Below are 13995 nucleotides of genomic sequence, written 5' to 3'. Positions count from 1 at the left end.
GGGGCAGTTATGACGGATCAATCCTATGCCGCACAGGTCGCGGCAGATGTTGCGGCGCGCTATGGGATGCCAGTTTCCGCAAAGGCGGTGCAATTGGTGCCACGTGGTGTTTCGGCTACGCCGCTGCCGATCTGGGATGGCTCGCAGTTGGTCTATACGGCGGAAGCGCGCACATCGTGGCGCAGCAAGCAGCTTGCCAATTATCGCAATCGGAACGTTAGCCCGAAGGCTATCAATCGACGGCTACAGGTTGCAGCACTGCATGCAGAGGGGCTGCACGATGCGGCGATCGCGGCGCAGTTGGGCGAACATCAGTCGGTTGTGGCCAATGATCGCAAGCGGCTTGGATTGATCGCCATTCCTTCGCGCAATTCTCAGGTGGGCCGAGAGGACCGCAATGCCAGCATCCGGGCCTACATGGCGCAGGGTTGGGGCGCGGAAGCCATTGCCGCCGAGATCGGTGTTTCGGCTACCACTGTCAAAGATGTGGCGCGCAATGTGCTGCGCATTCCGTTCACCACATCGCGCAAGATGATCGCGGCTGCAAAGCCGAAGCCGCCGCGGTTGGTGAAGGAACGGGCAAAACAGCCAGTGCTGGTTCGTGTGGCAACGGCTAAGCCAACTGCGCGCCCTTCGGCATTGCAGCAAGTATCGCAGCAACGGCTGGCGGCACTGCGGGCGATGATCAATGGTTTGGGTCGGGATCTGACGCGGGCTGATCTTGATGCCTATGCAGCCCAGATTGGCCGCACCACCCATCAGATGCGGCGGGATATGGCATCGCTGGAACTGCAGTGGCCGCGTCCACCAAATTGGCGCGCGATGGCCACCATCCGACTTTCACCCGTCGAGCGGCAGGCGGTGCGCGACAGACGCCGGGCAGATATCGCCGCGATGGATCTGATGCAGGTGACGGTTGCGGATCTGATGCAACAGTTTGGCGTCAGCAAGCAGACGATTTCCCGCGATCTTGCAGCTTTGCAGATGCGCACGAAGCTGCCTGCTCGCGGCTTGCGGGGTGCGATCAAGGATGCAGTCGAGTCGCATCGGGCGATCATCAGGGATCTACATGCCAAGGGCGCGGATCGGGCTGCGATCAAGCAAGCAACCGGGCTGGGCCGCAATGCCATTTCTCGCCATCTCAAAGCGCTTGGTCTGCATCTGCCGCGCGGCTACGTCGATACTTGGGCCGGGCGCCCGCGCCCAGGTATGACCGACCGGGTGAAGCAGTTGCAGGCGCGGATCGCGGAGATGCGGGGCGCCGGTAAGAGCTATGCCGAGATCATGGCGGAAACTGGTCTCAAGAAGGCCAGCGTATCGCGGCATCTGCTGGAACTGGGTCTGACTGGACGGCAGGCCAATCAAACAGAGCGGGTGGCAGCATGAAATCCCGCGATGAAATCGGTGTGCTGTTTGAAGCAACAGCGGTGGCGCAAGAGACCATCACTGATGCGCTGACCAGCGCGCGTGCCCTGCGTCTGGTGCAGCGGCTCGAGTTGGCGGGCCCGGACTATGCCGGGGTTCTGGCCTGCGCATGGGCAATTGCCCGCGATCTGCCAACACGCCGGCGCGATGACGAACATATGGTCAGCCTTGCCCGTGCCTTGCGTGGCGCCATAGTCGCGGTGCTGCGGCCGGCGCCTGTGGGTCTGGATCGGCGGGACATTCATGGCTGATCGCATATCCAGAGTGCTGGGGCCCGCGCTATGCAGATGACCGATCATCGGATCGCCGATGCGAAGCGCAAAGGCATTGCCACGATCATGCAGCAGCTGGATATCTCCGGGCTGAAGCGGGCCGGGGTGGAGTGGACAGGGCCATGCCCAATCTGTGGTGGCACTGATCGGTTTTCGATCAACACCCGCAAGGGCCAGTTCAACTGCCGCCGGTGTGGCGGCAAGGGCGATGAGATCGGGCTTGTGATGTTTGTCATGGGCATGGAGTTCCTGCCGGCATTGGAATGGATCTGCGGGCCAAAGCAGGAACTATCTGCCGCAGAGATCGCCAAGCGGGCCGCGCGCGATGCCGAGAACAAGGCGCGCAAGGCCCGAGAGGCCAAGGCCTATCACGACAAGGCGGTCCGCGAAGGGCGCGAGATCTGGGAAGCTGGTAGGCCCGCCGAGGATAGTCCGGTGCGCGACTATCTGGCGCTGCGGGGCATCACGCGCGCTCTGTTCCCGAAGTTGCCCGCGTGCCTGCGGTTTCACCCGGCCTTGCCCTACATGGTGCCAAACCCAGATCGGGGCAGCAGCAACAAGTGGATCGAGATTCACCGGGGCCCCGCAATGCTGGCGGCAGTGCAGGGCCAGAATGATCGTTTCAGCGCAGTGCACCGCACCTGGTTCGATTTGGCGCAGCCGCAGGGCAAGGTCCGCATTCTCGATCCTGTGACGGCCGCGCCGCTGGCGCGCAAAAAGGGCTGGGGTGCCAAGAAGGGCGGGGCAATTCGCCTGCACAACGGCGCGGCAGATAACCGCACTCTGGTGATGGCCGAAGGCATTGAAACCACGCTGTCAGCGCTGATCGCGGCTTACTACCCCGGCGCGCACTATTGGGCAGGCGTCGATCTGGGCAACATGTCAGGCCAGCGCATCACAGGCCGGGGGCTGAAGTTCGCCGGCATTCCCGATCTGGAGGATACCGAGGCGTTCTTGCCGCCGCCGTGGGTTGATCGGCTGATCTTTGTCAAGGATGGCGATTCCGACCCGCGCGCAACGCAAGCCCAGCTTGAGGCGGGCATTCGACGCGCCATGGTGCATCGCCCCGGCCTGCGCGGCCAGATCGCGCCGTGCCCGGACGGCCTCGATCTGAATGACGTTTTGTTGGGAGGGGAGGGCGATGAGTGACGCCCAAGAACATCAGCAGTACTTGATTTGTGACATAAGGTCAGAATTCAAGAAAAACCCCTTTATTACGTTCTGGCGTCCAGACGATGCGGGCTACTGCTATCCACTGACGTGGGCAGGAAACTATGCGCCACAGTCGATTGAGGCGAACTGGAACTACTACAACGCGCATGACGAAGGCCGCTCTATCCGGTTCGCGGTGCTCCGGTCAGTTGCGGAAAAACTGGCGGTTACGACGCCACCGCGCATGATCTCCGGCGATGCCGGACCTGTTGTGCTCAACAAACACGCCTTGCGCCGGAAGCTACTCAAAGCGGCCTACGTCTCGCAGTTGCCGCGGTGACTAACATGACCATCACCCTCGATGCCACCACGCGCACTGCACGGATGGAAGGGGGCCGATGGTCCAACGTGGTGGTGCTGGCAGACCTGCCCAAGTGGCTGAAGCTCTATCGTGACCTCTGGTCTCGCCTGCCCGATGGCAAAAAGCCCGTGCCGGGAAAACCCGGCCCTTGGGCGCAGTTTTACGAAGCGGACTTGCATGCCCTCGAGCGTGCGGTGCGTGCAGCGCAGGAAATATGAGATGACTGAGCCAAACCTTGAATCCGTGCGGCGCGTGCTGGCCGATGCCCGCGATGTTGAATTGCCGGACGATATGGCCCCGCACCCCAGCGAAGATGCAGGGCAGGGCGGCGATGATGACCCCTATCAGGGTATGGAACCGGACTATACGCCGCTCTCGGCCGAGGGTGAAAGTGCGGAGGCGCTGCGCGAGGCCTCGACCTTCCCAATCAATGATCTGGGCAATGGGCAGCGGTTCGTTTTGCACTTTGGCGAGGATGTGATGTTCGTGCCGCGCGTGGGTTGGCACGTCTGGGATGGTCATGTTTGGGCGGTAGATCCTGATATGATCGCCGCCCGCCGCAAAGCGCAGCGCCTGTCTGAGCTGGTGCTGGCAGAAGTGCCATATCTGGTGCTGTCAGAAGAAAAGATGCTGATGATCGCGGAAGAACGCGCCCTGAAGTTGGAGCGTGACACTCTGGAAAAGCAGACTGATGAGGATGGCAAGCTGTCTGCCGAGACCATCGCTTCTATCGCCCGCGTGCGCCACGAGCTCGGCGTGATCGACGGCTACAAGACATCGCTTTCCAAAATACGTACCGCCCATCGCACCTTTGCTCGATCGACCGGCAACACTGCCAAGATCAAAGCGGCAATGACCGAGGCCGAAGTCCCGCTGGCAGTGAAGGTCGAGGATCTCGACACGCGACATCTCGATGTGAACACATTGAGTGGTGTGCTGCGATTCAACGTAACGCCGCGCCCAGGCACTTATCCTGCGGTTAATGTCGAAACGTTGCCGCATGATCGCGCGCTGCGGATGACAAAGATCATGGCAACGGCCTACGATAACTCCGCGCGCTGTCCGATTTTCTATGCCTTTCTTGACCGGATTATGCCCGACCCGCAAATGCAGTCCTTTCTACAGCGCTGGTTCGGATACTCGATGCTTGGCCTTACGAATGAGCAGGCTTTGGCGTTCTTCTTTGGGATGGGCGCAAACGGCAAATCAGCCATGGTCGATCTGATGGCGCGGTTGCTCGGCAGCTATGCTGCGACTGCCAAGATCGAAAGTTTGACGGGGCAGAACCGCAGGTCTGGCGGCGATGCGACACCGGACCTGATCAACATCGTCGGTGCACGCATGGTGCGCGCCTCGGAGCCAGAAAAGGGCGTCCAGTGGCAAGAGGGGCTGATCAAACAGTTGACCGGCGGAGAGCCGATCCTGGTGCGCGCCCTGAATGAGAACTTCTTTGAGGCCGAGCCCCGATTCAAACTGACCATCGGTGGCAACCACGCCCCCGACATCCGCGGCATGGATGACGGCATCTGGCGCCGGTTGATGATTGTCCCGTTTGATGTGCAGATCCCGAAGGAAGAGCGCGACCCCATGCTGGTGCAGCGCATGATGGCCGAGGGGCCCGGCATCCTGAACTGGCTGGTCGATGGGGCACGGTTTTACCTTGAGGGCGGATTATCCCCACCCGAGCAGGTGATGGCGGCCACAGACACGCTGCGCAAGGATGCTGACCCCTATGGCAAGTTTCTGGATCAGGCCTGCATCGTGACGGGGGATGAGCGTGACAGCCTGTCATCGCGCGAGCTGATGCTGTGTTTCATGTTCTGGCAGATGCAGAAGGGTGAGACGCCGTTCAAAGAACGAACGATCTCGACCAACATGAAAGAGCACTCGCGCCGATGGCGATCACCAAAGACCGGCAAGCAGTTCGTGGCGCGCGAGACGGGTCGGTTCAACGGCTATGACGGCCTGCGGTTGACAGACATCTTCCGCCGAGATTGGGATCTTGCCCCGAAGAATACCGAGGGACGCGCCCTGAGCCTCGGCCAAGCTGCCGACCCCAACCGTTATGGGGATGACTATTGATGCCGCCCCGCACCCCAGTCTTGCAAAAACCGGAGGGGATGGAGGGGATAGTATGCCTTCGGAGGGGATGGAGTTGGTTCAAGGGGTCGGGGGGAAGTGTTGAAAGATCAGAGGTTTGCGGCGTTTTGGGAGGGGATGGAGAGGATGGAGGGGATAATTGCAACCCGCCGCATGCGCGCGCGAATACGGGGTCTGGGGGAAGTGGAAGGGAATGTATCTCTATGTGGGGGTCAGATTTATCCCCTCCATCCTCTCCATCCTCTCCCGTTTCCGTTCAACTCTCTGATTTCGTTACGTTTCATCTTTTCAGCGTTCGGCAATCTATCCTCTCCCTTTTACCTTCTATCCTCTCCATCCCCTCCCTGAAAAAAACAAAAAAAACTACGAGTAGTTAAGAACAACCTAAAAACCGCTAAATCTGGTAATTGGAGATCGGCATGAAAAGAAAAACCACCGCCAAACGAGAGATGTCGATCAAGGCGGCGCTGGAATGGGCCTTCGGTGTCGAACATGCCCAGTTGGACTTTGATGACCTTTCGCCACAGGGTGCACGGCCCGGCATGTCCACCATCTGGCTTATGATGCAGCGCGGTGCGTTGGGCTGTCAGATTGACGGTGGTGGAAGCAGCCGCCCGGCCAGTGATGCCGAGACCATTGCCGCTGCGCTCGCTGGCTTGCCGGTGGCCTTGGGTGGTAAGGCCATGGCGGCAGATATGGCTGGGTGGGCAAGGGCTGGCATCGAACCAGAATGGCAGATCAACATGACCCCTCGTTGTGTGCCGCGGCAATGGTCACGTGAGAACCAGTTTGGGGCGTCTGCTAAAACGGTGGTGGTGGAGACGTTGGATATTCCGGGAAAGCGAGGGCGCCGAACTCGTTTTGATGTTTTGGCCTGCCCAGTAACCTACATACCGACAGCCTCGCAGATCGGCATGGTACGGCGGCGATACTTAGGCTGGCGGCTGGCTCTGCTGCATTTGCGCAGCACCCTCGATTGTGCGTTGGAAAACATCGCTCTGACAGAAGTGTTGCCAGCGTCTGCCCCATGGGAAGTATTAGATAAACCAGACATTAAAGCGTCTTCTCACAAAGCCGCTTGACACAAACAGCTTATATTGACATTTTGCCACGAGACTAATTGCGACCGGATGGGAAACCCTCCGGTCGTTTGCATTTCAGAGGTAGGGTAGAGATGTGAGCACAGGGCTGCGCCTTGACACATCTGCCTTCACCTCTGCTTTGCAGGCTCTTGCCAGTCGTGATGTTGGTGTCGCGGTAGCTTGGGCGTTGAATGACACAGCCGATGAAGTGCTGGATCATATCCAAGATCGCATGAAGGTGGTGTTCGACAGGCCAACACGCTTCACGCAAAACGCTTTCATGGTGGTGAAGGCTCAAGCCAACCGGCCAGAGGCTGTGGTGCAAGAGCGGCCCTTGGTTGGGTCGCGTCATTATCTGAAGGTAGAGGAAAGCGGCGGACAGAGACCGCAGTCGGGCTTTGAGCGTCTCTTGTCTCGAAGCCTTGCCTATGAAGGTGTGATCCAGTCGATCATACCAGCCGACAACGCGCGGCTTGATGCTTACGGCAACTGGTCGGCTGGTGAACGCAATCAGGTGCTATCAGGTTTGATGGCCCAGCGTGACGGGGCGGCTAACACCACCGCAGCCTCAAAGAAGCGCAATGGCAAGCGGGCGACATACTTCATCCCGAAGCGGGGATTGTCGCCCGATATCTACAAGCGCACCGCATCGGGTCAGATCGGCGTGGTCGCGCATATCTCGGCCAAGGTGCCAGTCTATCAACAGCGCCTCGGGTTTTTCGATACGGCTGCCGAGGTATGGCAGCAAAAACTTCCGGGTCATCTTGCCCGCACCATCGGCCAAATGCTCAACAAGCGGTTTGGGGCCAATGGATAAAGGCTGGGGTCCTTCCTGGCCAAAACACGCACACGGGTAATTCGCACCCCGTTACATGGGGCAGCGATTTTTTCGCCGGGGGTGGGTGTTACGGTTCTTGTGCTTGATTATGAAGGGAATTTCAATGTCGTCTATCCTCACTCTCGCAGATGGGAGTGTGGTTGATCTGTCGCGCTTTCCGCTGCCTGAGGGGGTAGAGGATGGTGTTCTCAACCGCGCTCAACTGGCTCTGGCATTCAACATGTCAGAAAACACGATCAGCAAGTGGGTGCTGCAAGGCATGCCCGTGCAGAGTGCCGGTCAAAACGGTGTCGCATACGAATTTTGCCTATCACATTGCTGGGCGTGGAAGCAGTCGCGCGATGAAGAGGCAATGGCAGCCAAGCGTCGCGGCGATCAGCTGGCCACGCAAGCCGCATTGGCCTTCCGCAACCTCGATGCTGATGAGGACGAAGCCAACAGCCACATGACGGCTGCTGAGGTGCGGGCTTGGGCTGAGGCCGAGTACCACCGCAACCGTGCTGCCGAGCAGCGCGGCGAATTGATGCGCACGTCGCGCGTTCAGCAAGCGGTTGAAGATTTGATCGTCGCGTTCGGCACCGCCATGGATACGCTGCCTGACTGGGCCGAGCTGGAGTTTGGCCTGACGCCTGACCAAGTTCAGCAGTTGCAGGATAAAGCCGATGCCATTCGCCAAGAAGCTCGCCAGATCTGCGAGCGGATGATCGGCGGCGGTGGCGTGATCCCCTTGGGTGCGCAGCAAGGCGAGTTGGTCGTCTAATGGTGCTCATGGCCGATACCTCTGCCCGCCAAGTCCAGCGGGTGCTTCCGCTACCGCCGTTTGTCACGCCAGAGGAAGTTCTGCGCGATAGCCTTCCGCTGCTCGATCCACCGAACCGGATCACCGTGACGGATGCAGCAGAGCGGTTTATGCGCATTCCGCTTGGCGGGTCATGGCGCGGCTTCGATCGCAACGTGACGCCTTACATGGTCGAGCCTGCCGATACGACCCAGTCGCGCCGGTTTAAAACTTGCTGTTTTGTTGGACCCTCGCAATCAGGCAAAACGGTGATGCTCCAAAGCGTCTCGATGCACGCTGTCATGTGCAACCCCGGCCCGGTGCAAGTGATCCACATGACGCAAGCCGATGCCAACGCATGGGTCGAGGAGAAGCTCGACCCCATCATTGCCAACAGCCCGTTTATCCGTGAACGCTTGGGGTCGTCGCGGGATGACAGCACGTTTAGTCGGAAGCGGTTCAAGGGGATGCGTCTGACCATCGGCTATCCGGTTGCAAACCAGCTTTCCAGCCGGTCGCAGCGGATGGTTCTGCTAACCGATTACGACCATATGCCGCAACGCCTTGGCCCAAAGGACAGCCCAGAGGGTTCGCCCTGGACCATGGCTTTGGGCCGTATCAAGTCTTTCATGTCGCGTGGCATGGTGCTGGTGGAAAGCACGCCGGCGTTTCCGGTTACGGATACAAACTGGCGTGCCGATGCTGCCAACCCCAATGCGTTTCCGCCCGTCAGTGCTGGGATCGGGCAGATCTACAATGAAGGCACCAGAGGTCGCTGGCATTGGGAGTGCCCGGATTGTGAGGGTCTGTTCGAGCCGCGCTTTGACCGCCTGCGCTATGATGACAGCCTTGACCCCGGCGCCGCTGCTGAAGGTGCGGAAATGGTCTGCCCACACTGTGGCACGCTGATCGCGCATCGACACAAGGTGCATCTCAACCGCCTAGCTTTGAAAGATCGTGGTGGATGGCTGCACGAGTCGACAAGGTTGAACGATCAGGGGCAGCGAGTGTTGTGCCGCCTATCCGATGCGGACTTGCGGCAGACGCAGATTGCAAGCTGGGCATTGGACGGCGCCGCCGCAGCCTTTGCAAACTGGATTGACCTGGTCACGCGATATGAGGCTGCGCGCAGAGAGTTTGAGGCGACCGGCGATGACATCAAAATGTCGCAGGTCTATTACACCGAAATCGGCCAGCCCTATGCCCGCCGCGAGACAGACGAGGCTGGCGCAGTTACGGTTCAGGCGCTGCGGGATTCAGCGCGGGATATTCCGACGCAAACCTGCCCGAGCTGGGCGCGGTTCCTGACCACTTCGGTGGATACAAACGGCAGCTGGTTTGCGGTTGCGGTGACGGCTTGGGGGTTGCAGGGCCAGCGCATGTTGGTTGATCGGTTTGATCTTCGGCAACCGCTTGACGCATCACCGCGGGCAAAGGACTCAGAAGGCCGGTATCGGGCAATTGATCCTGGCAAGTATGCGGAAGATGCTCACGTTCTATTGCCGCTTCTCGACCGCATTTATCCCGTGCAGGGGTCGGATTGGTCGCTGAAAACATCGGCCATGGTCTTGGATTTCAACGGCCCACCGGGCTGGTCAGACAATGCGGAAAAGCTTTGGCGCAAACTCAAGCGTGACGGGAAAGGCCATCTCGTTTTTCTGTCGATCGGTCGCGGCGGTTTCAAGATCCCCGATCGGGTTTGGTATGCCACGCCGGATCGCGGATCGAAGGGCAAAAAGGCGCGGGCGATCAAGCTGATGAATATGGCAGTCGATCGACTGAAGGATACCGTTCTGGCCGCTGTTGCTCGCATGGATGAGGGGCCGGGCTCATATCCTGTGCCGAAGTGGCTGGAAGAGGAACGGTTGACTGAGCTGCTGGCCGAACGCCGTGGTGAGGATGGTTACGATAAACGCCAAGGTGTTGTGCGAAATGAAACGCTCGACCTTTCGGTGCAGGCGCAGGCCTTGGCGGAATATCGGGGATTGAATCGGATAGATCCGGCTTCACCGCCAGAGTGGATGACGCTTTCCGAGGTCAACTCGTTTGCTGTTTGGACGGGGCAGGGGCGAGTTGGCGGAGATCAACGCCCATCGCCCGCGTCGGCAGAGAAACGCACCATCAAATGGCTGCGCAGGTAAGGACGATCATGGCATTTACGCAAACAGACGCAGACAATCTCAGAGCCGCTATCGCCCGAGGTGCCAAGCGTGTGCGCATCAACGGCGAGGAAGTCGAGTATGCCTCTATGGCCGAGCTCCGGGCGGCGCTTGCAATGGTCGATGCGGAACTTGCGGGGGTGTCCCGAGGTGGTTTTGCAGTGATTTATCCGCGCACAGGCAGGGGTCTTTGATATGAGTGCGTTCGGAAAGCTGATCGACCGCGTCGTATTGGATTTTGCGCCAAAGGCGGGGGTTGCGCGTATGCGAGCCCGGATCGCAGGCAACCATCTGATGAACTATGATGCGGCGTCGAAGGGTCGCCGCACCTATGGGTGGAAAGCCCCCTCAACGGATGGAGATGCTGCCGCTATGGCATCGCGCGCGCAGCTGCGCCAGCTCAGCCGCGACATGATGCGCAATCGCCCCTATGCACTGCGCGCCCGCGAAGTGGTTGTAACGAACGTGGTTGGGACAGGTATCGCGTTTTCCGTAGATCACAAAACGCAGGAGACCCGCGATAAAATCGAGGCAAAACTGCGTGCCCATCTGATGAGCCCAGCGATTGATGCGCGTGGCGAGTATGATTTGATGGAGATGCAGGTCGTCGCCATGCGTGCCGTCTTCACCGATGGCGAAGTATTGGCGCGTCGCCGGATTCGCACCGGGCAATATGCGCGCGCGCTCCCGCTTGGTTTTCAGGTCGAACTGATCGAGGCGGACTATCTGGATTTGTCCAAGGTCAGCAACGGCGCAAACCCCGTCATTGAAGGTGTGGAGTACGGCCCGATCGGGGATGTGCAGGCATATTGGCTGTATAAAGAGCATCCGGGCTCAGCGCGGCTAAATACCACGATGGAAAGCGAGCGGGTGGTGTGGCAGGATATCATTCATCTGCGCCGCTTCGATCGCCCCGGCCAGCTGCGCGGTGTGCCCTGGCTTGCGCCGGTCATGCTGACCATGGGTGAGTTGTCGGATTATCAGGAAGCACAGATCCTGAAACAGCGTATGGCGGCGCTTCTGGCGGGGGTGATTACCAATGACGATGCGCAGGGACAGAATCCCAGCAATTCAACAAAAGGCCTAGAGGATCTTGAGCCCGGTGCCTTGGTCAGCGCGCCGGCTGGATCCACGGTGACCTTCACCACTCCACCCCGCGTTGATGGCTATGGTGAGTTTATGCGCGAGGGCCTGGGCGCAATTGCAATGGGCATTGGCATAACGCGGGAATCGCTGACAGGAGATTTGTCCGGGGTCAATTTTAGCTCTGGCCGGATGGGCCGGATGGAAATGGATCGCAATGTCGAAGGTTGGCAGGAACACCTGATGATCGGCCAGTTTTGTCGCGGCATTGGGCGCTGGGTTGCAGATGCTTGGAAACTGATCTCCGAAGCTGAACTTGCCCGCGAGGTCTTTGCGATAGATTGGACGGCGCCGCGCCGCCCGTTGATCGACCCGAACGATGAGATCGACGCCGAAATCAAGGCGATTGATGCCGGAATCAAGAGCCGTCAGGGTGTGCAGCGCAAGCTGGGTGTCGACCCGGACCGGGTGCGGCGCGAACGCGCTGACGATGTCCAAAAAGACGCTGATGCAAAATTGACGACAGCAGCCGTCACTCCACCAAAAACCGCTGCGGAGACCCGCAAGGCAAAGGCTGCAACGCCCGCCTAATTCCCAAAGGGAGATTGAGATGAAACGAGGCACCGATCTGATCATCGGCGGCGAGCTGGTGCTTTCCGGCTACATTCTGACGGACGATTCCGCATCTTGGATGTGGGATAATGCCAACTACTTTTCGCCCGCCTTGGTGCGCGATGCGCTAGGTGAGTTGGGAGAAGGTCAAGTCACCGTTCGGCTTTGTTCCGTTGGTGGTGAGGTTGTGGCGGGCGAAGCCATTCGTGCAATCCTTGCGAGCCATCCTGGGGGCACGCGGATCATCGTTGAGGGACAAGCTGCCTCGGCTGCGTCATTGTTATTTATGGCAGGCACAGTGCGCGAGATGAGCATTGGGTCGTTCCTGATGATCCATAACCCCTCGGGTGGGGCTTGGGGGGAGGCTCAGACCCTGCGCAAAGAGGCGGATAATCTCGATAAGCTCGCCGCGATCTATGCCACTGTCTACGCCAAAGCATCGGGCAAAACCCAAGCAGAGATGCTGGCAATCATGGCAAACGAGACTTGGTACTCTGCCGAGGAAGCCATCTCAGAAGGCTTTGCGGATGCGGTATCGCAGGAAGGCAATGCGTCGGCGCAGCAACCAGCCGCAGTCGCGCAAATGTCGTTGGCTCAAACACAAACCATTATGGCGGATCAACGCGCGAAATTTCTCGCGCACCTGACCGCCCATCGTTCGGCAACAGGCGTGCAGCCTGCCCGACCCCCCGCCGCGTCGAGCGGTATCCCGGCCATGCTGGCCACAGCACAGGAGGCAGTCATGCCGAATCCCACCCCGGCCGCTCCGGCGGCTCCGACGAACCCGTCCCAGCCTTTGATGGCTGCGCCGGTTGATGCAAATGCGATCATGCTGGCCGAGCGCACCCGCGCGCAGGATATTCGCGCTGCGGCTCAACCCTTCATGGAATCGGGCCGTCTGACCGAAGCCGATGTCACCGCCCTGATCAGCGATGGCAGCGACGTGGTCACGGCGCGCAGCCGCATGCTGACCACGATGGCGGCTCGCGAACCCATGCCAAACCGCGTTGCGCCGGTGCCGCGTGGTCAGGACGAAACCGAAACCCGCCGCATGGCGATGGAGGACTCTCTGGTGGCGCGTCTGAGCCGCGCAGAGCCGAGCGAAGCCGCCCGCGCTTTCATGACGCATTCGCTGGTCGAAATGGCTGCAGAGCGCATGGGTCAATCGCGGGTTCCGGGCAATTTTGCGGCACGTGAACAGGTGTTGATGGCGGCTTTCAACACCACGAGCGACTTCCCGATCTTGTTCGAAAACGCTCTGAACCGGGCTTTGGCCGCACGCTACAATTCGGCAATGCCGACCTATCGGCGGATTGCCCGTCAGCGCACATACCAAGACTTCCGCGACCATTCGACGGTGCGGGTCGGTGATTTCCCGACGCTTCAGGCCGTCAATCCCGAGGGCGGCGAGATCCAGTCTGGCAACTTCTCGGAATCGAAAGAGAAAACCGCAGTCAAAGCCTACGGCATCATGGTGAACTTCAGCCGCCAGATGTTGGTCAATGACTCGCTGAACGGCATCCAGCAAATTCTGAATGACCGTGGTGCGGCCGTTGCACGCTTTGAAGAATCTACTTTCTACGCCATGGCACTCAGCGGTGCGAACGCTGATGGGCCAACCTTGCTGGAAACGACCCGTCAGGTGTTCAACACCACCGACTTGACCAAAGCAGCTGCCGCTGCGGCGATCACCATCGCATCGCTCGGCATTGGCCGTGCTGCCATCCGCAAGCATAAAAGCTTGGATGGCAATGATTTGGATATCTCAGCATCCATCCTTCTGGTGGGCCCGGATAAGCAGACTGAAGCTGAGCAACTGGTGGCGCCCGTTCTGGCGGCGCAATCGAACAACGTTAACCCATTCTCGGGCCGTTTGGAGGTTGTGACCACCGCAAAGATCACGGGCAATGCCTGGTATCTGTTTGCGGATGCTGCCGAAGCCGCCTGCTTCGAATGGGGGCTGTTGGATGGCTATTCGGCGCCACGGTTCCGTATCGACAATCCCTTCGGTGTTCAGGGCACCTCGATGTCGTTGGAACATGACTTCGGTTGCGGTGCGATCGACTGGCGCGGTGGCTTCAAGAACGCCGGCGCATAAGCCTCATTTGACAACATGACCTGACGAAGGGGCGG

The 13995-nt window shown here is 59.6% G+C and carries 13 protein-coding genes; all 13 read left to right on the top strand.

Annotated features, from left to right (window positions below; genetic code table 11):
* The first annotated feature begins 9 nt into the window (after positions 1 to 9).
* The 13 genes from ACFOGH_RS05690 to ACFOGH_RS05630 all read left to right on the top strand — a co-directional run bounded on the left by ACFOGH_RS05690 (position 10) and on the right by ACFOGH_RS05630 (position 13960).
* Complete coding sequence (locus tag ACFOGH_RS05690; RefSeq protein WP_380072096.1) at positions 10 to 1386, top strand: DeoR family transcriptional regulator; 1377 nt, start codon at positions 10 to 12, stop codon at positions 1384 to 1386.
* Complete coding sequence (locus ACFOGH_RS05685; RefSeq protein ID WP_380072095.1) at positions 1383 to 1676, top strand: hypothetical protein; 294 nt, start codon at positions 1383 to 1385, stop codon at positions 1674 to 1676. The genes ACFOGH_RS05690 and ACFOGH_RS05685 overlap by 4 nt, the downstream gene beginning before the upstream one ends.
* A gap of 36 nt (positions 1677 to 1712) precedes the next feature.
* Positions 1713 to 2846, top strand: coding sequence for a DUF7146 domain-containing protein (locus tag ACFOGH_RS05680; RefSeq protein WP_380072094.1), 1134 nt, complete (start codon positions 1713 to 1715; stop codon positions 2844 to 2846).
* Positions 2839 to 3189 carry a hypothetical protein gene (locus ACFOGH_RS05675; protein ID WP_380072093.1) on the top strand — a complete coding sequence of 117 codons (351 nt, stop codon included), beginning with the start codon at positions 2839 to 2841 and terminating at the stop codon, positions 3187 to 3189. Before ACFOGH_RS05680 ends, ACFOGH_RS05675 begins: the two co-directional genes overlap by 8 nt.
* Positions 3190 to 3194: 5 nt before the next feature.
* The gene (locus ACFOGH_RS05670; protein WP_380072092.1) at positions 3195 to 3428 is read left to right on the top strand and encodes a hypothetical protein; all 234 of its coding nucleotides are present in this window, start codon (positions 3195 to 3197) and stop codon (positions 3426 to 3428) included.
* 1 nt (position 3429) lies between these two features.
* Positions 3430 to 5292, top strand: coding sequence for a phage/plasmid primase, P4 family (locus tag ACFOGH_RS05665; RefSeq protein ID WP_380072091.1), 1863 nt, complete (start codon positions 3430 to 3432; stop codon positions 5290 to 5292).
* 437 nt (positions 5293 to 5729) lie between these two features.
* Complete coding sequence (locus tag ACFOGH_RS05660) at positions 5730 to 6392, top strand: hypothetical protein (protein ID WP_380072090.1); 663 nt, start codon at positions 5730 to 5732, stop codon at positions 6390 to 6392.
* Between the two features lie 94 nt (positions 6393 to 6486).
* A complete protein-coding gene (locus tag ACFOGH_RS05655) occupies positions 6487 to 7209 on the top strand; it encodes a hypothetical protein (protein WP_380072089.1) in 723 nt (240 codons plus the stop codon).
* A gap of 157 nt (positions 7210 to 7366) precedes the next feature.
* On the top strand, positions 7367 to 7990 hold the full coding sequence (locus ACFOGH_RS05650) for a DUF1441 family protein (protein WP_380072088.1): 624 nt from the start codon (positions 7367 to 7369) through the stop codon (positions 7988 to 7990).
* Between the two features lie 8 nt (positions 7991 to 7998).
* Entirely contained in the window at positions 7999 to 10149 is a 2151-nt protein-coding gene (locus ACFOGH_RS05645) for a terminase gpA endonuclease subunit (protein WP_380072087.1), read from the top strand.
* A complete protein-coding gene (locus ACFOGH_RS05640; RefSeq protein ID WP_380072086.1) occupies positions 10134 to 10361 on the top strand; it encodes a phage head-tail joining protein in 228 nt (75 codons plus the stop codon). Before ACFOGH_RS05645 ends, ACFOGH_RS05640 begins: the two co-directional genes overlap by 16 nt.
* 1 nt (position 10362) lies before the next feature.
* Positions 10363 to 11841 (top strand): phage portal protein, encoded by a 1479-nt coding sequence (locus ACFOGH_RS05635; protein WP_380072085.1) that lies wholly within the window; start codon positions 10363 to 10365, stop codon positions 11839 to 11841.
* Positions 11842 to 11860: 19 nt separating this feature from the next.
* A complete protein-coding gene (locus tag ACFOGH_RS05630; protein ID WP_380072084.1) occupies positions 11861 to 13960 on the top strand; it encodes a head maturation protease, ClpP-related in 2100 nt (699 codons plus the stop codon).
* Positions 13961 to 13995 lie beyond the last annotated feature (35 nt).

Origin of the sequence: Cypionkella sinensis (genome assembly GCF_042646385.1) — a bacterium.
GTDB lineage: Bacteria > Pseudomonadota > Alphaproteobacteria > Rhodobacterales > Rhodobacteraceae > Cypionkella > Cypionkella sinensis.
Note: the sequence above shows the minus strand (reverse complement) of the source record. Positions and strands in the feature narration are given on the sequence as shown.